At 70.5% G+C, this 18,692-nt stretch carries 17 protein-coding genes; 14 read left to right on the top strand and 3 right to left on the bottom strand.

Annotation, left to right across the window (positions count from 1 at the left end; all coding sequences use genetic code 11):
* Window positions 1-144 precede the first annotated feature (144 nt).
* Complete coding sequence (locus tag ABID81_RS07965) at window positions 145-2,289, top strand: RelA/SpoT family protein (protein ID WP_354594336.1); 2,145 nt, start codon at window positions 145-147, stop codon at window positions 2,287-2,289.
* Here ABID81_RS07965 and ABID81_RS07960 read toward each other — a convergent pair.
* From ABID81_RS07960 to ABID81_RS07950, 3 genes are all read right to left on the bottom strand, one after another.
* Window positions 2,276-2,893: a type IV toxin-antitoxin system AbiEi family antitoxin gene (locus ABID81_RS07960; protein WP_354594257.1), complete on the bottom strand. Its 618-nt coding sequence runs from the start codon at window positions 2,891-2,893 to the stop codon at window positions 2,276-2,278. The genes ABID81_RS07965 and ABID81_RS07960 overlap by 14 nt on opposite strands.
* 88 nt (window positions 2,894-2,981) lie before the next feature.
* On the bottom strand, window positions 2,982-4,211 hold the full coding sequence (locus ABID81_RS07955; protein WP_354594256.1) for a DUF349 domain-containing protein: 1,230 nt from the start codon (window positions 4,209-4,211) through the stop codon (window positions 2,982-2,984).
* Between the two features lie 89 nt (window positions 4,212-4,300).
* A complete protein-coding gene (locus ABID81_RS07950) occupies window positions 4,301-5,092 on the bottom strand; it encodes a peptidylprolyl isomerase (protein WP_354594255.1) in 792 nt (263 codons plus the stop codon).
* 65 nt (window positions 5,093-5,157) lie between these two features.
* Between ABID81_RS07950 and ABID81_RS07945 the strand changes: the two genes are divergently transcribed.
* The 13 genes from ABID81_RS07945 to nusB all read left to right on the top strand — a co-directional run bounded on the left by ABID81_RS07945 (window position 5,158) and on the right by nusB (window position 18,687).
* The gene (locus tag ABID81_RS07945; RefSeq protein WP_354594254.1) at window positions 5,158-6,585 is read left to right on the top strand and encodes a replication-associated recombination protein A; all 1,428 of its coding nucleotides are present in this window, start codon (window positions 5,158-5,160) and stop codon (window positions 6,583-6,585) included.
* 221 nt (window positions 6,586-6,806) lie between these two features.
* Complete coding sequence (gene rpsD, locus ABID81_RS07940; RefSeq protein ID WP_043592736.1) at window positions 6,807-7,436, top strand: 30S ribosomal protein S4; 630 nt, start codon at window positions 6,807-6,809, stop codon at window positions 7,434-7,436.
* Window positions 7,437-7,557: 121 nt separating this feature from the next.
* On the top strand, window positions 7,558-7,749 hold the full coding sequence (locus ABID81_RS07935; protein ID WP_354594253.1) for a hypothetical protein: 192 nt from the start codon (window positions 7,558-7,560) through the stop codon (window positions 7,747-7,749).
* 56 nt (window positions 7,750-7,805) lie between these two features.
* Complete coding sequence (alaS, locus tag ABID81_RS07930; RefSeq protein ID WP_354594252.1) at window positions 7,806-10,478, top strand: alanine--tRNA ligase; 2,673 nt, start codon at window positions 7,806-7,808, stop codon at window positions 10,476-10,478.
* 8 nt (window positions 10,479-10,486) lie between these two features.
* Window positions 10,487-10,996, top strand: coding sequence for a Holliday junction resolvase RuvX (gene ruvX / locus ABID81_RS07925; RefSeq protein ID WP_354594251.1), 510 nt, complete (start codon window positions 10,487-10,489; stop codon window positions 10,994-10,996).
* A gap of 3 nt (window positions 10,997-10,999) precedes the next feature.
* Entirely contained in the window at window positions 11,000-12,319 is a 1,320-nt protein-coding gene (gene mltG / locus ABID81_RS07920; protein ID WP_354594250.1) for an endolytic transglycosylase MltG, read from the top strand.
* Between the two features lie 106 nt (window positions 12,320-12,425).
* Complete coding sequence (gene aroC, locus ABID81_RS07915; protein WP_354594249.1) at window positions 12,426-13,631, top strand: chorismate synthase; 1,206 nt, start codon at window positions 12,426-12,428, stop codon at window positions 13,629-13,631.
* The gene (locus tag ABID81_RS07910; RefSeq protein WP_354594248.1) at window positions 13,628-14,143 is read left to right on the top strand and encodes a shikimate kinase; all 516 of its coding nucleotides are present in this window, start codon (window positions 13,628-13,630) and stop codon (window positions 14,141-14,143) included. The genes aroC and ABID81_RS07910 overlap by 4 nt, the downstream gene beginning before the upstream one ends.
* The gene (gene aroB / locus ABID81_RS07905; protein WP_354594247.1) at window positions 14,140-15,228 is read left to right on the top strand and encodes a 3-dehydroquinate synthase; all 1,089 of its coding nucleotides are present in this window, start codon (window positions 14,140-14,142) and stop codon (window positions 15,226-15,228) included. The genes ABID81_RS07910 and aroB overlap by 4 nt, the downstream gene beginning before the upstream one ends.
* A gap of 29 nt (window positions 15,229-15,257) precedes the next feature.
* Entirely contained in the window at window positions 15,258-16,505 is a 1,248-nt protein-coding gene (locus tag ABID81_RS07900; protein ID WP_354594246.1) for an ATP-binding protein, read from the top strand.
* Entirely contained in the window at window positions 16,502-17,596 is a 1,095-nt protein-coding gene (locus ABID81_RS07895; RefSeq protein WP_354594245.1) for a tetratricopeptide repeat protein, read from the top strand. The genes ABID81_RS07900 and ABID81_RS07895 overlap by 4 nt, the downstream gene beginning before the upstream one ends.
* A 113-nt stretch (window positions 17,597-17,709) precedes the next feature.
* Window positions 17,710-18,273 (top strand): elongation factor P, encoded by a 564-nt coding sequence (gene efp / locus ABID81_RS07890; protein WP_354594244.1) that lies wholly within the window; start codon window positions 17,710-17,712, stop codon window positions 18,271-18,273.
* A 3-nt stretch (window positions 18,274-18,276) separates the two neighbouring features.
* Entirely contained in the window at window positions 18,277-18,687 is a 411-nt protein-coding gene (gene nusB / locus ABID81_RS07885; protein WP_354594243.1) for a transcription antitermination factor NusB, read from the top strand.
* Window positions 18,688-18,692: the final 5 nt, after the last annotated feature.

The raw sequence follows: 18,692 nt of genomic DNA, 5'->3' as shown, positions 1-18,692 counted from the left end.
ACCGAGATCACCACACGGAACAACTCGGCCCCGCCCGAGACGCCCGGCGGCCAGAACACCGCCTCGTTGCGCACGTTGCTGCCCCGGTTGTTCTCTCGTAGCCAGCCCGCCGGCGCGGTCGACCGTCTGGTGAAGACCGTGCGCATGCACCACCCCAAGGCCGACCTCGTCATCATCGAGCGCGCCTACTCGGTCGCCGAGAAGGCGCACACGGGCCAGCTGCGCAAGAGCGGCGAACCGTACATCACCCACCCGGTCGCCGTGGCGCAGATCCTCGCCGACCTCGGCATCGGGTCGAAGACCGTCGCCGCCGCCCTCCTGCACGACACGGTCGAAGACACCGACTACACGCTCGCGATGCTGCAGCGAGACTTCGGTGACGAGATCGCCATGCTCGTGGACGGGGTCACCAAACTCGACAAGCTGAAGTACGGCGACAGCGCCCAGGCCGAGACCGTCCGCAAGATGGTGGTCGCGATGTCCAAGGACATCCGGGTGCTCGTGATCAAGCTCGCCGACCGCCTGCACAACGCCCGCACCTGGGGCTTCGTCGAATCGGCGTCGGCCACTCGCAAGGCCACCGAGACCCTCGAGATCTACGCGCCCCTGGCCCACCGGCTCGGAATCCAGACCATCAAGTGGGAACTCGAAGACCTCTCGTTCGCCGTCCTGCACCCGAAGCTCTACGTCGAGATCGACAACCTGGTGAAACAGCGCACGCCTCAGCGTGAGCAGTTCGTGCAGAACGTCATCAACGCCGTCAAGTCCGACCTGAAGTCGACCAAGATCCGCGGCGACGTCATGGGCCGCCCGAAGCAGTACTACTCGATCTACCAGAAGATGATCGTCCGGGGTCGCGAGTTCGACGAGATCTACGACCTGGTCGGCATCCGCATCCTGGTCAACTCGCTCCGGGACTGCTACGCGGTGCTGGGTTCGATCCACGCCCGCTGGAACCCCATCCCGGGACGCTTCAAGGACTACATCGCGACGCCGAAGTTCAACTTGTACCAGTCGTTGCACACGACCGTGATCGGCCCGAAGGGACGCCCGGTCGAGATCCAGATCCGCACGCACGAGATGCACCAGCGGGCCGAGTTCGGCGTGGCCGCTCACTGGAAGTACAAGCAGCGCATGAACGGCGGCCGCGACGACCAGGGTGGCGCCAAGACCGAGACCGACATGGCCTGGCTCGCGCACATCTCCGACTGGCAGGCGGAGACGGCCGACCCGAGCGAGTTCCTCGACAGCCTGCGCTTCGAGATCGGCGCGAAGGAGGTCTACGTCTTCACGCCCCAGGGCAAGGTCATCGGCCTGCCGTCGGGTGCCACACCCGTCGACTTCGCCTACGCGGTCCACACCGAGGTGGGCCACCGCACCATGGGCGCGAAGGTGAACGGCCGACTCGTCCCGCTCGAGAGCGTCCTCTCGAGCGGTGACGTCGTCGAGGTGTTCACCTCGAAGAACCCCGACTCGGGGCCCAGCCAGGACTGGCTCGCGTTCGTCAAGAGCCCTCGTGCCCGCAACAAGATCCGTCAGTGGTTCACGAAAGAGCGCCGTGACGAGGCCATGGAGCAGGGCAAGGACGCCATCGCCCGGGCCATGCGCAAGCAGAACCTGCCCCTGCAGAAGCTCATGACGCAGGACAGCATCGCCGAGGTCGCGGCGACGATGAGGTACGACGACGTCTCGAGCCTCTACGCCGCAGTCGGCGAGGGCCACATCTCGACGCAGTCCGTGATCGAGAAGATCCTCGCGGCGGTCCACACGCAGACCGAGGTCGACGAAGGCGAGTTCGAGTTCCCCAGCCAGGGCCGAGCCCGCCCGCTGCGGAACAGCGACTCGGGCGTGCTCGTCCGGGGCGCACCCGACATCCTCGTCAAGCTCGCGAAGTGCTGCACGCCCGTGCCCGGGGACCAGATCGTCGGTTTCGTGACCCGTGGGCAGGGCGTGAGCGTGCACCAGGCCAACTGCCACAACGTCCAGGGGCTGCTGAAAGAACCCGAGCGCATGATCGACGTCGAATGGGCGCCGTCGTCCAAGAGCGTGTTCATGGTGCAGATCCAGATCGAGGCCCTCGACCGGAGCGGCCTGCTGTCGGACGTCACGCGCGTGCTCTCGGAACACCACGTGAACATCCTGTCGGCGACGGTGTCGACCTCGACCGAGCGCCTCGCGCTCAGCCGGTTCGTGTTCGAGATGGGTGACACGACCCACCTCGATCGGGTCCTGAACGCGGTGCGTCGGATCGACGCCGTCTACGACGTCTACCGCGTCAGCGCCGGCTGACCTCTCGACCGTGCTCGGCCCGGGCCCCGGTGTCGTCGTCCGGGCTCGTCGGCCCCGGGCCGGCCGGCCACGCACGGCTCAACCGGTCGAGGGTGCGTCGTCGGTACGGCAGCCTGCCCCGCCGGTCGAGCACGCCGACCGCCTCGGCGAGCGTGACCTCGTGCCGTCTCGAGACGTCTCGGGCGCGGGTCTCGTCGCCTGGCGTCCAGGACTCGTCTCGCGCCAGGTCGACCACGGTCCGAGCCGGGGTGGTGACCGCCACACCACGGACGTCCACGATCTCGTCGTCGTCGATCACGACCTGTCGCACGATCGAGCCCCGGCTCCGGTGCTTCACCCGGGCCGGCGAGACCACGAACCCGGTGTGGGGGAGCGGTGCGGGCCCACGCGCGCCCCAGACCCAGGCCGCCGTCCGCCCGGCGACGACCACACCGGGGCCGAGGGAAGCGCCGGCCGAGAGCGCCCGCCCCACGGCATCGTCGATCTCGGCGACGCTGCACCACGCGTCGCCGACGGGGTAGACCTGGCCGTCGAGGGCGGCCGCCTGGAGCTCGGGCCCCGGCAGGTCGGCTTCGGTGAGCAGCGCGGGCAGTCGTGCGGGCATGACCTCAGCCTGCCCGACGCCGGCCCGAGTGACGAACCGCCCGACACTCCCTGTGGAGAGTCGGGCGGTCCGTCGTGCCGGTGGGGGACTAGCCCAGGGCGTCCAACCAGACCTTGCGGGCGTCGAGGGCTTCTCGAGCCTCGCGGACCCGTCGGGCGTCACCGCTCGCCTCGGCCGTGGCGAGTTCGTCCTCGAGCTTGACGATGGCGTCGTGGAGCTGGCTCGCGAGACCCTGCGAGCGGGCCTGGCGCTCGGGGTTGTTCTTCTCCCAGAACTGTTCGTCGAGCTGACGGACGTGCGACTCGACCTTGCGGAGCCGGTCCTCGACGACGCGGACCTGCTCGCGGGGCACCCGACCGATCTCGTCCCATCGGAGCTGCACCGACGTCAGGGCCTCACGGGCCGGGACACGGTCGGTCACGGTGAGGATGCGCTCGGCCTCGGTCAGCAGCTCGAGCTTCTGGGCGAGGTTGGCGTCGTACTCGGCGGCGTCTTGAGCGACGACCTCGGACTTCGCCGCGTAGAGGACGTCGCCGGCTCGCTTGAACTTGGCCCAGAGAGCGTCGTCGTACTTCTTCCCGGCCCGGCCGGCGCGCTTCCAGTCGTCGAGCAGCCCGCGATACGCGGGGATGCCGTCGACGCCCTTGGGGGCGAGGGCCTCGGCCGACTCGACGAGGGCCTGCTTGCGCTGGCGGGCGTCGCGATGGGTGGCGTCCAGCTCGGCGTAGAACGCCTTGCGGTGCTGGTCGATCGTGGTGCGCGCGGCACGGAAGCGCTTCCAGAGGTCGTTGCCCTCGCCCTTGGGGATGCGCGGACCGTCCTGCTGGTGCTTCTGCCACCGGGCGAAGATGTCGTCGATGCTCGCCGTGACCTGTTTCCACTGCACGCGGGCGGGGTCCTGGGCGGCGAGGGCCTCGGCCTCGACGACGAGTGCCGTCCGGTAGGCGACCGCCTCGGTCAGGGCCTGCTGGGCCTCGGCGCTCTGCTGCTGCGTGAGCTCGTCCACCGTGGAGTCCAGAGCCGAGACACGGGTGCGGAGGGCCTCGAGGTCACCGACCGCGCTGGGCTCGACCAACTGCTGCCGCAGGTGCGTGACGGTCTTGACGACGTCACCCGCCGAGGCGCCGCGCTTGATGCGCTGCTCGAGCAGCGTCACCTGCCCGGCGAGTTCGGTGAACTTGCGTTCGTAGTAGGCGAGAGCCTCGGCAGGCGTCGCGTCGGGGTACTGCCCCACGGCGCGCTCACCGTCGGCCTCGCGGACGTAGACCGTGCCGTCGTCGTCGACGCGGCCCCAGGGTGCCTGATCGTCAGTAGCCACTTTTATCCCTTGCTGAAAGTGCTCGTCGCGGAACCCGGACGGGCCACCGCGATGGGTGCCCAGCCTATTGCACGGCGGGCCGGGACGGACTACTCGACGGTCGCACCCGTGATCGTGGTCGCCACGACGGGGGAGCCGTCGGTCTCGCTCGTGCCGGGCGTCAGGCCCGCGTCGGTGATGTCCGCCTCGAGCTGGTCGAGCCCGCTCGTGACCCGGCCGACGACCGTGTACCCACCGGTGGAACCGTCGAGGGTCGTGTCGCCGTACGTGATGAAGAACTGGGTCGACTGCGAGTACGGGTCGCTGCTGCGGGCCATGGCGATGGTCCCGGCGGGGTAGACGCCGTCGGCGGGGACGTTCTCGAGCGGCCCGAAGGTGAAGCCGGCGTCGCCCGTGCCGTCGCCGTTGGCCGAGCCGCACTGGATGAACTCCGCCGTCGGGGCGTTGCTCATCCGGTGGCACGTCGTCCCGGTGTAGAAGCCCTTCCGGATGAGGTCGATGACGACGCTCGCCGCCTGGGGCGCCTGGGCACCGTCCAGCTCGATGCCGAGGTCGACGGTGTCGTTCAGCGTCAGCTGTCCGGTCCAGGTCCGTCCCTCGGCGATCGTGTCGCTCGGCACGTCGCCGACGTTCTCGCCTGCGGCGGGCGTCGAGGAGGCGCTGGGCGAGTCCGAGGGAGCGGCCTCGGGGGCGCCGGGCCCGCTCGTCGACCAGAGGACCTGCGACACCGCGGCCAGGCCGACCACGACCACGACGGCGACGACGGCCAGGACGTTGTCGCGGCGCCGGCGGGCGACCTGGGTGGCGTGCACCTGCTGACGAGCGGTGTACCTGCGGAGCCGGTCTCGGTTCTCACGGTCCGGGTTCTTGCTCGGTGCCACGGGTCCTCCAGCTCGGTGATGTCCAGCCTGCACTGTATCGGAGGGCCGGTCTAGCATGGGTCACCATGAGCCCGCTCCCGCAGAGCTCGACCCCCCTCGCGGTCCGCATGCGTCCCACCACCCTCGACGAGGTCGCCGGCCAGCGACACCTGCTGCGGCCCGGATCACCGCTGGTCACGCTGGCGTCCGACACGGGTGCCGACCAGGGGGCGGTCTCGGTGATCCTCTGGGGCCCGCCGGGCACGGGCAAGACCACCCTCGCGCAGGCGATCGCCCGCAGCTCGGGTCGCCAGTTCATCGAGTTGTCCGCCGTGACCGCCGGCGTGAAGGACGTGCGCCAGGTCATGGAGAAGGCCCTGTCGAACCGCGACCTCTACGGGACGACGACGGTGCTCTTCCTCGACGAGATCCACCGCTTCACGAAGGCCCAGCAGGACGCCCTGTTGCCCGGCGTCGAGAACGGTTGGGTCATCCTGATCGCGGCGACGACCGAGAACCCGTCCTTCTCGGTCATCACGCCCCTCCTCTCCCGGTCGCTCCTGCTGACCCTCGAGCAGCTGAGCGACGACGACCTGACGCAGCTCGTGCAGCGGGCCGTGGTCGACCCGCGCGGCCTCGACGGGTCCGTGCGCCTCGACGACGAAGCCCTGGCGACCATCGTCCGGCTGGCCTCGGGTGACGCCCGGAGGGCGCTGACGGCGCTCGAGGCGTCGGCGCAGTCGGCGTGGGCCACGAAGCTCGAGGCCGACGCGGTGCCTGCCGCCTCGGCCGACGACGCGAGCGACGCCGACTTCGACCCCGACGCCGACTTCGACCCCGACGCCGAGTACGACGGCACGGACCCGGACGACGACCGCCCCGCGATCACGTCCGAGATCGTCGCCCAGTCGGTCGACCGCGCGCTGCTCCGCTACGACCGCAACGGCGACGAGCACTACGACGTGATCAGCGCCTTCATCAAGTCGATCCGGGGCTCCGACGTGGACGCCGCACTGCACTACCTCGCCCGCATGATCGAGGCGGGAGAAGACCCCCGCTTCATCTGTCGACGGATCATCGTGTCCGCCGGCGAGGACATCGGCATGGCCGATCCCCAGGCACTGACCGTGGCGGTGTCGGCCGCGACGGCGGTGCAGATGATCGGCATGCCCGAGGGGCGCATCCCGATGGCCGAGGCCGTCGTGTACCTGGCGACCGCACCGAAGTCCAACCGGTCCTACTCGGCCCTCGACGCCGCGATCGCCGACGTCCGGGCGGGCAAGGCCGGCCGGGTGCCCAAGCACCTCCGCGACGCGCACTACCCCGGCGCGAGACGCCTCGGGCACGGCAAGGGCTACCGCTACGCCCACGACTCCGAGTTCGGCGTGGTCGAACAGCAGTACCTGCCCGACGAACTCGTCGGGCACGAGTACTACGAGCCCACCGCCAACGGCAACGAGCGCGACGTCGCGGCCCGCCTCGAGAAGCTCCGTCGCATAACGCGCGGGCACTGACGACCCGCCCGTGTCCGTGCTCGCATCGGCACCCGGCCTCCTGTATGCTCGGGTGGTTGCCTGTTCTCGGGCGTCGACGCGCGGCTGCTGACGACGACCCGATCAAGGTGCGACGACCTGTAGCCGGTCGCCACCGCGGCACTCACCCCTCTTGTTACGCCGCCCGGCGCTCGCGCGCTGGGGCGGTCCACGACGATCCACCGACAAGAAAAAAGGAACAAGTGTCCACCAAGTCACGTACCCGCAGCAAGACCCGTCTCTCGCGTGCCCTCGGCATCGCACTGACCCCGAAGGCCGCTCGTTACCTCGAGAAGCGCCCGTACGCACCCGGCGAGCACGGCCGCACGAAGCGCAAGACCGACAGCGACTACGCCGTCCGACTGCGTGAGAAGCAGCGCCTGCGTGCCCAGTACGGCATCCGCGAGGCCCAGCTCAAGATCGTCTTCAACGAGGCCCGCAAGGCCTCGGGTCTGACGGGTGAGAACCTCGTCGAGCTGCTCGAGACGCGTCTCGACGCCCTCGTGCTCCGCGCCGGTTTCGCCCGCACGACCGCGCAGGCCCGCCAGATGGTCGTGCACCGTCACATCCTCGTCGACGGCAAGCTCGTCGACCGCCCCTCGTTCCGCGTCAAGCCGGGTCAGATGATCCACGTCAAAGAGCGCAGCGAGAAGACCGAGCCCTTCCAGGTCGCCGCGGCCGGTGGTCACGTCGACCTCCTGCCCAAGGTGCCCGGGTACCTCGAGGTCGAGATCGACAAGCTGCAGGCGCGCCTCGTGCGTCGCCCGAAGCGCGTCGAGGTCCCGGTGACCTGCGAGGTCCAGCTCGTCGTCGAGTACTACGCGGCGCGCTAGGACCCACCATCCCGTCAGGAGCGGGCCACGGTCGTGGCCCGCTCCTTTCGCGTTCCCGGGGCCGGTAAGCTGATGTGTCGTCGCGCCCGCACGTCGCGGCCCCAGCCACAGAGGAGTCCCCGTGAAGAGCCTGTTCCTGCTCGTCGTCGGTGTCGTCGGCGGTTTCGCCGTCGCGCACCAGGTCAACAAGACGCCCCGCGGTCAGCAGTTCTTCGGCGACCTCGACGGCAACGTGCAGTCGTTCCGCGCCGCCGTGGTCGACGGCTACAAGGCCCGCGAGGCCGAGCTCCGCTCCGACCGCGACGAGTCCTGAGCGCCGAGCCGCGCCTCCTCGTCCAGACACACGACCCACCCACCCTCGGGAGAACCATGCAGACCGCTGAGATCCGCCGCCGTTGGCTCGACTACTTCGGCGACCGGGGCCACACCGTCGTCCCGTCCGCGTCGCTGGTCAGCGACGACCCGAGCCTGCTCTTCACGGTCGCCGGCATGGTCCCGTTCATCCCGTACCTCACGGGGCTCGTCCCGACGCCCTACCCGCGGGCCACCAGCGTCCAGAAGTGCATCCGCACCAACGACATCGAAGAGGTCGGCAAGACGCCGCGCCACGGCACGTTCTTCCAGATGAACGGCAACTTCTCGTTCGGCGACTACTTCAAGGAAGAAGCGATCGGCTACGCCTGGGAACTCCTGACCTCGAGCGAGGCCGACGGCGGGCTGGCGTTCTCGCCCGACGACCTCTGGGTCACCGTCTACGAAGAGGACGACGAGGCCATCGCCCTCTGGAAGAAGGTCGCCGGCCTGCCCGACGAGCGCATCCAGCGCCTCGGCAAGGAGTCCAACTACTGGCACACGGGCCAGCCGGGACCGGCGGGGCCCTGCTCCGAGATCTTCTTCGACCGTGGCCCGGCCTACGGTGTCGACGGCGGCCCGGCGACCGACGACGACCGCTACGTCGAGATCTGGAACCTCGTGTTCATGCAGTACCAGATCGAGAACGTCCGCTCGAAGGTCGACTTCGACATCGTCCGCGAGCTGCCGAACAAGAACATCGACACGGGCATGGGCCTCGAGCGGGTCGCGTTCCTCAAGCAGGGCGTCGACAACATGTACGAGATCGACCAGGTGCGCCCCGTGCTCGACAAGGCCGCCGACCTGTCCGGCCGCCGTTACGGCGCCGTCCACGACGACGACGTCCGCATGCGGGTGATCGCCGACCACGTCCGCAGCTCGCTCATGCTGCTGTCCGACGGCGTGCGGCCGTCGAACGAGGGCCGCGGGTACATCCTGCGTCGCCTCCTGCGCCGCACCGTGCGGTCCATGCGCCTGCTCGGCGTTGAGGGAGCCACCTTCCCCGAGCTCTTCCCCGCGTCCCGTGACGCCATGAAGGCCGCCTATCCCGAGGTCGAGGGCGACTACGAGCGCATCTCGCGCCTGGCCTACGCCGAGGAGGAGACCTTCCTGCGCACCCTGGCCGCGGGCACGGACATCCTCGACATCGCCGTCGACGACACCAAGCAGCGCGCCGCCACCGGGGCGACCCCCCGACTGCAGGGCGACACCGCGTTCCTGCTGCACGACACGTTCGGGTTCCCGATCGACCTCACGCTCGAGATCGCCGAGGAGAACGGCCTCACGGTCGACCGCGAGGCCTTCGACCGGCTCATGTCCGAGCAGCGCGCCCGCGCCAAGGCCGACGCCAAGTCACGCAAGGTCGCCCTCGCCGACCTCAGCGTCTACAGTGCCTTCCGCGCCCAGGGTGAGACCGTCTTCACCGGCTACGACGAGCTCGACACCGAGACCCGGGTCCTCGGCCTCATCGTCGGCGGCGTCGGGGTCGACCGGGCCGTGGCAGGAGACATCGCCGAGGTCGTCCTCGCCGAGACGTCGCTCTACGCCGAGTCCGGCGGACAAGAGGCCGACTCGGGACGCATCGTCGGCACGGGCTTCGACCTCGAGGTGCTGGACGTCCAGAAGCCCGTGAAGGGCCTCATCAGTCACCGCGTCCAGGTGACCTCCGGCGAGGTGGGCGTGGGTGACGCGGCGACCAGCGTCGTCGACCCGGCCTACCGGCGGGGTGCGACGCAGGCGCACTCGGCGACGCACCTGATCCACGCGGCACTCCGCGAGGTCCTCGGTCCCGAGGCGCACCAGGCCGGCTCGTACAACAAGGCGGGCTACATGCGCCTGGACTTCAACTGGAACCAGGCGCTCAGCGCCGAGACGCGCTCCGAGATCGAGGAGATCGCCAACGGCGCGATCCGAGACGACCTGCAGGTCGTGACGCGCGAGATGCCCCTCGACGAGGCCCGCGCCCTGGGCGCGATGGCGCTGTTCGGCGAGAAGTACGGCGAGACCGTCCGCATGGTCGACATCGGCGGGCCCTGGTCACGCGAGCTGTGTGCCGGCACCCACGTGTCGACGAGCGCCCAGGTCGGCCTGATCAACCTCGTCAGCGAGAGCTCGGTGGGTTCCACCAACCGACGGGTCGAGTCGCTCGTGGGCGCGGACGCGTTCCGCGACTTCGCCGCCGAGCGAGCCATCGTCTCGCAGCTGACGTCCTCGCTCAAGACCCCGCGCGACCAGGTGGCCGACCGCGTCGGTGACCTGGTCGCGAGCCTCCGTGCAGCCGAGAAGAAGATCGCCGAGTTCGAGTCGGCCCGTCTGGCCACGCGCGTCCCGGCGTTGGCCGAGACGGCGACCACGGTGGGCGACCTGACGGTCGTCGCCGAATCGGTCGGAGCCCTCGGGTCGACGGACGACCTGCGATCGCTGGCACTGTCGGTCCGCGAACGACTGGGCTCGTCGACGGCCGCGGTGGTCGCCCTGGCCGCCGACGTGTCCGGCAAGCCCGCCGTGATCGTCGCGACGACCGACGGAGCCCGTCGCGCCGGCGTGAAGGCCGGGCGTCTCGCGAAGGGGGCCGCCTCGGCCCTCGGCGGCGGCGGCGGTGGCAAGGACGACCTCGCGCAGGGCGGCGGATCCGACGTCTCGGCGATCCCCGCGGCCCTGGCCGGCATCGTCGCCGAGTTGCGGGCCTGAGCACCGAGATGCGTCGCGGCGTCCGCATCGGCATCGACGTGGGCAAGGCCCGGGTCGGCGTCGCCCGCACCGACCCCGACGGTCTGATCGCCACCCCGGTCGAGACGCTGGCCCGCACCACGGACGGCGTGGCCGACGTCGGGGCCGTCCGCGACCTCGTCGTCGAGCTGGACGCCCTGGAGGTGATCGTCGGGCTGCCCATCGCCCTCTCGGGCCGCGACACGGCGTCGACCCAGGACGCCAGGGACTTCGCCCGGACGATCGCGCGCGCCGTGTCCGTGCCCGTCCGACTGGTGGACGAGCGGTTGTCGACGGTCAGCGCGCAGGGTGCCCTCCGCGCCTCCGGCCGCAAGGGCAGGTCACAACGGTCCGTGATCGACCAAGTGGCCGCTGTTATCATCGTGCAGCACGCGCTCGACCTCGAGCGCTCGAGCGGTCGACCGCCCGGGCGGACGGTCGACGCGACCCCAGAGACGGGCGGCGACGACGCCGCAGCCGCCACCGACGAAAGACTGTGATTCGTGGCCGACGAACCCGATTGGGACGAGATCTTCTCGTCGCAGCCCCAGAACGACCGCCCCGCCCCGACCTCCGGACGTGACGACGGTGCGCCGTTGCGGCGCAGCACGCATCAGGAGGCGCCGGCCCTGTCCCGGCGTGAGCAGCGTGAACGCGAACGGGAACGCGAGCACCGGGACGAGCCCGTGGTCGTGCCGCCGTCCGACGGCGGTGGGCGACGTGGTCGGGGCCGACCGGAGCGCGAACCGCGCCCCCACCGGTCGAAGAAGGGGCCGATCATCCTCGCTGCCGTCCTGGTGGTCGTCCTCGCCGGCGGCACCGCCGGGGTCGCGGCGGCCTGGGGGCAGGTCCAGCCCCTCATCGCGAAGTTCACGGGTGACGACGAGCCCGCCGACTACGCGGGCAGCGGCAACGGCACGGCCGTCGACTTCGCCATCGTGTCGGGGCAGGTCGGCTCCGACATCGCGCAGAACCTGGCCGACGCCGGCGTCACGCAGAGCTACGAGGCCGCCTACTCGATCCTGCTGTCCGACCCGACGATGACCTTCCAACCGGGCACCTACACGCTGCAACAGCAGATGAGCGCACAGTCGGCGCTCGACGCCCTGCAGGACAGCGCCAACCGCATCACGAACAAGGTCGTCATCCCCGAGGGGACCGTCGCCGCGGACGTCTACGAACTGCTGGCGTCGGCGACCTCGATCCCCGTCGCCGACGTGCAGGCGGCCGCGGCCGACTACACGTCGTTCGGACTGCCGGCCGAGGCCACGAGCCTCGAGGGGTGGTTGTTCCCGGCCACCTACGAGCTCGACCCGGGCAAGTCTGCGCACGACTACCTGCAGGACATGGTCACGACGATGACCCAGCACCTCCAGACCGCCGGGGCACAGCCGGCCGACTACCAGAAGACCATCGTGTTCGCCTCGTTGATCCAGAAGGAGGCCGGTCTCGCGGACGACTACCCGAAGGTGGCCCGGGTCTTCCAGAACCGACTCGACCAGGGCATGTTGCTGCAGTCCGACGCGACCGTCGCCTACGGCACGGGCAACACGCACCGGGTCACGACGACCGACGAAGAACGCGGTGACGCGAACAACGCCTACAACACGTACGTCCACGAGGGACTGCCGGTCGGCCCGATCTCGAACCCCGGCGACCTCGCCCTGAACGCCGCCCTCCACCCGGCCGACGGCGCGTGGCTCTACTTCGTCACCGTGAACCTCGACACGGGCGAGACGGCGTTCTCGACCACCTTCGCCGAGCACGAGGCCGCGGTGAAGCAGTGGCAGGCGTGGATGCGCGACCACCCCGAGTACCAGTAGCCCCGGGGAAGGGGCGTCCGGGCGACCGGGCACGGTCACCCACCCGGGGGCCCGGCCGACTGTCACCCGGTCGGTCGGGCCCCCGCTCTGTGGGAAGATCGTCACCATGCTTCGTTGGTTGACCGCTGGAGAATCTCACGGGCCCGAGCTCGTCGCCGTCCTCGAGGGACTGCCGGCCGGGGTGCCGGTCTCCCTCGACGCGATCCGTGCCGACCTCGCCCGCCGCAAGCTCGGCTACGGCCGCGGGTCCCGCATGAAGTTCGAGCAGGACGAGCTGAACATCTCGGGCGGCGTCCGCCACGGCCTGACGATGGGCAGCCCGGTCGCGCTGCGCATCGGCAACACCGAGTGGCCGAAATGGGTCGAGGTGATGAACCCCGAGCCCGTCGAGGTCAGCGAGGCGTCGCGCGGTCGCAGCGCGCCGCTCACGCGGCCCCGCCCGGGTCACGCCGACCTCGTCGGCATGCAGAAGTACGACTTCGACGAGGCCCGGCCGATCCTCGAACGGGCCAGTGCGCGCGAGACGGCGGCCCGGGTCGCGCTCGGCGCCGTGGCGCGGTCCTTCCTCGCCGAGCTCGGCATCGAGCTCGTCAGCCACACCCTGTCCATCGGTCCCGTCCGCGTGCCCGACGGCAGTCCCGTGCCCGTGCCGTCCGACGTCGACCGTCTCGACGACGACGCGTTGCGCTGCTTCGACCCGGCGACGAGCGCCCTCATGGTCGACGAGGTCGAGTCGGCCAAGAAGGACGGCGACACCCTCGGCGGCGTCGTCGAGGTCCTCGCCTACGGCGTCCCGCCCGGGCTCGGCTCGCACGTCCAGTGGGACCGTCGCCTCGACTCGCAGCTGGCCGCCGCGCTGATGGGCATCCAGGCGATCAAGGGCGTCGAGGTCGGTGACGGCTTCGAGACCACCAGGAGGCGCGGGTCGGTGGCCCACGACGAACTGCACCGTCAGGGCGGGGTCATCTCACGCGACACCGACCGGGCCGGCGGCACCGAGGGCGGCATGAGCACGGGCACCGTGCTGCGCGTCCGCGCCGGCATGAAGCCCATCGCGACCGTCCCGCGGGCGTTGGCCACGGTCGACGTGACGAGCGGTGAGGAGAGCAAGGCCCACCACCAGCGATCCGACGTCTGCGCGGTCCCCGCGGCGGGCGTCGTCGCCGAGTCGATGGTCGCGCTCGTGCTGGCGAACTCCGTCCTCGAGAAGTTCGGCGGCGACTCGCTCGGCGAGACCGCGCGCAACATCCGGGGCTACCTCGAGGCCATCCCCGAGAACCTGCGGACTCAGCCGGCGTCCGCCGCCGAGTGACGAACGCGGGCCCGGTCGTCCTGATCGGGCCGATGGGAGCCGGCAAGACGAGCATCGGCAAGAAGCTCTCCCGTCGCCTCGACGTGCCCTTCGTCGACAGCGACCGCCTCGTCGTCCGGCGCCACGGGGCCATCGCCGAGCTGTTCGAGCGTCACGGCGAGGCGCACTTCAGGGAGCTCGAACACGCGGCCGTCGTCGATGCGTTGGCCGGCGTCGGGGTGGTCTCGCTGGGCGGGGGAGCCGTGCTCGACCACCGCACCCGCACCTCCTTGTCCGGTCTGCCCGTCGTGCTCCTGACGGTGACGGCCGAGGCCGTGGAGTCGAGGCTCGCCGGAGGTTCGCGACCCCTGCTGCAGCGGGGCGGCGTCGACGCCTGGCGCGCCATCGCCGACGAACGCGACCCCGTCTACCGGTCGCTCGCCTCCGTCGTGTTCGACACGTCCCACCGCCCCGTCTCGACCGTCGTGGACGACATCGAGACCTGGCTCGACTCCGAGAGAAGCACCGCATGACCGACGACACCGACACCACGACCATCCACGTCGCAGGAGACGCCCCCTACGACGTCCTGATCGGGCGGGGCCTGACGGACCGTCTGCCGGGAGTGCTGCACCCCCAGACCAAGAAGGTCCTGATCGTCCACGCACCCACGCTCGGTCGGAAGGCCGGCGAGGTGCGCGACTCGTTGGTGGCAGCGGGCTACGAGGCCCTCATCGCCGAGGTGCCCGACGCCGAGGACGCCAAGCGCATCGAGGTCGCCGCCTTCTGCTGGCAGGTGCTCGGCCAGGCCGACTTCACGCGGACCGACGCGGTGATCGGCCTCGGCGGCGGTGCGATCACCGACCTGGCCGGCTTCGTCGCCGGCACGTGGTTGCGCGGCGTGCCGCTCGTCCAGATGCCGACGAGCGTGCTCGGACTGGTCGACGCGAGCGTCGGCGGCAAGACCGGCGTGAACACGGCCGAGGGCAAGAACCTCGTCGGCGTCTTCCACCCGCCCGTGGCGGTGCTCGCCGACCTCGACCACCTCGACACCCTGTCGAAGAACGAGATCCTGGCCGGTTTCGCCGAGGTCGTCAAGGTCGGCTTCATCGCCGAGCCCGAGATCCTCGACATCGTCGAGGCCGACGTCGACCGCGCGACCGACCCGACCACCGCCGAGTTCCGCCGGGTCGTCGAGCTCGCGGTCGGCGTCAAGGCGCGCGTCGTGGGCGAGGACCTCACCGAGCAGGGCCTGCGCGAGATCCTCAACTACGGTCACACCCTCGGCCACGCCGTCGAGCACGCCGAGCGCTACCAGTGGCGTCACGGCGCCGCGGTGTCGGTCGGGATGGTCTACGCCGCCGAGCTCGCCCGCCTGACGGGCCGGTTGTCCGACGAGGCGGTCGACCGTCACCGTCGCATCCTCGAGTCGTTGACCCTTCCCGTGTCGTACCCCCTCGGTCGCTGGAACACTCTGCTGGCCACGATGCAGCGCGACAAGAAGGCGCGTGCCGGCCTGCTGCGCTTCATCGTCCTCGACGACATCGGCAGGCCGACGGTGCTGCAGGGGCCCGACCAGAGCCTGCTGTTCGCGGCCTACCAGGAGATCGGTTCATGACGAAGCGTCGGGTTCGCTAGCATCCAGGGGTGCACGAAGCCCTCATCCGCTCGCTGCGCCTCGCCGTCGAGGCCGCACCGGGAGACGTCCCCCTCCGCGTCCACCTCGGCCGCCTCCTCCTCGAGTCCGGTGTGGCCTCCGAGGCCCTGGGTGAGGCCGCCAGGGCCCTGTCCCTCGAACCGACCGACCAGGACGCCCGGGCGCTGATGGTCGAGGCGCTGGCGTCCGGACCCGCTCCCGTCCCCGCGCCCGCCGCGGCACCGGCCGACGAGGACGGTGTCGAGGAGACGTCGCGACCGGACGACGTTCCCGTCGAGGAGGCGGACGCCGACCGACCCCAGGCCGGTGCGACGGCCTTCGACTGGGACGCCGCCGAGCGGCAGGTCACGAATGACGGGGCGTTCCGCCTGGAGCGACCGGACCTGCGCCTCTCGCACGTCGGCGGCATGCAGGGCGTGAAGCACCGACTCGAGTCGGCCTTCCTCGCCCCGTTGCGTCACCCGGAGTTGCGCGAGGCGTACGGCAAGAGCCTCCGCGGAGGCCTGCTCATGTACGGTCCGCCGGGTTGCGGCAAGACCCACATCGCCCGCGCCCTGGCCGGAGAGCTCGACGCGTCGTTCCTCTCGGTCGGGTTGACCGACCTGCTCGACCCGTACTTCGGCGGTTCGGAGCGCAACGTCCACGAGGCGTTCGAAGCCGCCAGACGCCACGCCCCCTGCGTCCTCTTCATGGACGAGATGGACGCGGTCGGCCCGCGGCGCAGCCAGACCCAGGGCACCCTCATGCGCAGCGTCGTGAACCAGTTGCTGGTCGAGTTGGACGGTGTCGCCGGGCGGAACGAGGGAGTCTTCGTCCTCGCCGCCACCAACCGCCCCTGGGACGTCGAACCCGCCCTGCGCAGGCCCGGACGGTTCGACCGCACGGTGTTGGTGCTCCCACCCGACGCCGACGCACGACGGACGATCCTGCAGGGCTGCCTCGTCGGACGGCCGGCCGGTGGGGTCGACGTCGAGTCCCTGCTCGGCAGGACCGAGGGGTTCTCGGGGGCCGACCTGGCGTACGTCTGCGAGCTCGCCGCCGAACGCGCCCTCATGGACAGCGTCTCGACGGGACGTGCCCGCGAGATCACGACCGCGGACCTCGACGCAGCCGTCCGGCAGGTCGTCCCGTCCGCCGAGGACTGGTTGCGGAAGGCCAAGAACGTCGTGCGGTACGGCGTGGACGACGGCACGTACGACGAGCTGAGGGCCCACCTCGACCGCAAGCGCACGACGTGAGCGCGGGCGAACTCGCCAGGGCCCACGCCCTGGCCCAGGCCGGACGTCCGGCCGAGGGCCTCGAGATCGCCCGCCTGGTGCTGCAGGCGGATCCGGAGGATGCGGAGGCCCTGACGGTCGTGAGCGGTTGCCTGACGGGACTCGGTCGGCACGACGAGGCCCTCACGGCCGCCCGCGAGGCCGTGGGGCTCGACTCCGAGAACGAACGGAGCTGGCGCCAACTGGCCCACGTCGCCTCGACCGGCGGACTCCACCTCGAGGCGTACAACGCGGCCCGCGTGGCGCGCCGACTCGCACCCGAGACCCTCGGGGTCCACCTCTGCGTCATCTGGACCGACCTCGCGGCGGACCTCGTCACGGACGAGACCCGGACCACCGTCGTGCACGCGATGACGAACTTCCCGGATGCCGGCGCGGTCTACGTGGCGGCGGGCCACGTCGCCCTGAGGGACGAGCGCTACCGCTCGGCGTCGTCGTCCTTCCGTGCGGCCCTGCACCTCGACCCGGGCGACGAGGCGGCCCGTCAGGGTCTCGCCCGGGTCAAGCTCGATCTCGGCAAGGCCCCGGCGGCGTTCGGGCTCTACCTCGACGTGCTGCAGGACGATCCGTCGTCCCGGCCCGCCCTGCTCGACGTCCGCCGCGCGCTGCACGGGGTGCTGCGCCGGGTCAACCGCCTGTGGGGTGCCATGACGGCCGTCTCGATGACGCTCGCGCTGGCGGCGGCGGTCGTCGACCCCGACTTCGACGGGCCGGTCGTCGTCGGCCTCCTCGCCGTCCAGACGCCCCTCTTCGCCGCCTGGACCCTCTGGTACGCCCGTCGGACGGCCCGGACGTTCGAGGGGCGGGGTCGCGACCTGGTGCGGCTCGCTCCGTCGATCAGCCTGCCGCACACGCTGTACGCCGGCGTCGCGGCGGCGGGCTGCGTCGCGACGATCCTGTTCGGTGGCGTCGCGGCGGTCATGGCACCGGGCGACGCCCTCTCCGTCGTCATGGTCTGCGTGTGGGGGTTGCCGGTGGTCGGCGTCTTCGTCACCTTCCCGCTGCTGAACCTGCACCTCCACGACTCGCCGAGGCGTGCCGCGCGCGGTTGACGCTAAACTCTCCCGAGGTCGGATGCGACCCGGGCCACGGCCGGTCGTCCGGTCGGCCCCCGAGCGGCCACACCCACCCCCACCGGCACGAACACACGAAGGATCACGCGCGCATGGCGACTACCAACGACATCAAGAACGGTGCCGTCCTCAACCTCGACGGCCAACTCTGGAACGTCATCGAGTTCCAGCACGTCAAGCCGGGCAAGGGTGGCGCGTTCGTCCGCACCAAGATGAAGAACGTCATGTCGGGCAAGGTCGTCGACAAGACGTTCAACGCCGGGACCAAGATCGACTTCGCCAACGTCGACCGTCGCGAGTACACCTACCTCTACGCCGAGGCCGACGGGTACGTCTTCATGGACACCGCCGACTACGACCAGATCAACGTGCCGGCGACGATCGTCGGCGACGCCAAGAACTTCATGCTCGAGAACCAGAACGTGCAGATGGCCCTGCACGACGGCGACCCGCTCTACATCGAGCTGCCCGCCTCGGTCATCCTCGAGGTCACCTACACCGAACCGGGCCTCCAGGGCGACCGCTCGACCGGTGGCACGAAGCCCGCCACCGTCGAGACCGGCTACGAGATCCAGGTCCCGCTGTTCCTCGAGGCCGGCACGAAGGTCAAGGTCGACACGCGCGACGGTGGCTACCTCGGCCGCGTCAACGACTAGTCGGTGAGCGCACGCACCAAGGCGCGCAAACGCGCCCTCGACGTCCTGTACGTCGCCGACATCCGCCAGATCAGCATGACCGACGCGCTCGTCGCCGAGACCCAGCGGGCCCTCGACCAGCCCGAGCGCGGGTCGAGCTGGGGGTACGCCCGAGACATCGTGCAGGGCGTCATCGACCACCGCGACGAGATCGACGAACTGATCGAGACGTATTCGCAGGGCTGGACCCTCGCCCGCATGCCCACCCTCGACCGCGGCATCATCCGCATCGGCATCTGGGAGCTCCGCCACAACGACGAGATCCCCGACGCCGTCGCGATCAGCGAGGCGGTCGAGCTGGCCCAGACCCTGAGCACCGACGACTCGGCCTCGTTCGTGAACGGACTGCTCGGCCGCATCGCGACCGGCGGCTGATCCGC

This window comes from Frigoribacterium sp. PvP054, from assembly GCF_040547465.1.
GTDB lineage: Bacteria > Actinomycetota > Actinomycetes > Actinomycetales > Microbacteriaceae > Frigoribacterium.
This window is presented reverse-complemented; position numbering and strand designations above follow the sequence as displayed.

Bases quoted from the DNA above. Each gene is read 5' to 3' on its own strand.
- aroC (WP_354594249.1), top strand. From the start codon at position 12,426: ATGCTTCGTTGGTTGACCGCTGGAGAATCTCACGGGCCCGAGCTCGTC.
- ruvX (WP_354594251.1), top strand. From the start codon at position 10,487: ATGCGTCGCGGCGTCCGCATCGGCATCGACGTGGGCAAGGCCCGGGTC.
- ABID81_RS07945 (WP_354594254.1), top strand. From the start codon at position 5,158: ATGAGCCCGCTCCCGCAGAGCTCGACCCCCCTCGCGGTCCGCATGCGT.
- aroB (WP_354594247.1), top strand. From the start codon at position 14,140: ATGACCGACGACACCGACACCACGACCATCCACGTCGCAGGAGACGCC.
- alaS (WP_354594252.1), top strand. From the start codon at position 7,806: ATGCAGACCGCTGAGATCCGCCGCCGTTGGCTCGACTACTTCGGCGAC.
- ABID81_RS07965 (WP_354594336.1), top strand. From the start codon at position 145: ATGCACCACCCCAAGGCCGACCTCGTCATCATCGAGCGCGCCTACTCG.
- efp (WP_354594244.1), top strand. From the start codon at position 17,710: ATGGCGACTACCAACGACATCAAGAACGGTGCCGTCCTCAACCTCGAC.
- ABID81_RS07960 (WP_354594257.1), bottom strand. From the start codon at position 2,893: ATGCCCGCACGACTGCCCGCGCTGCTCACCGAAGCCGACCTGCCGGGG.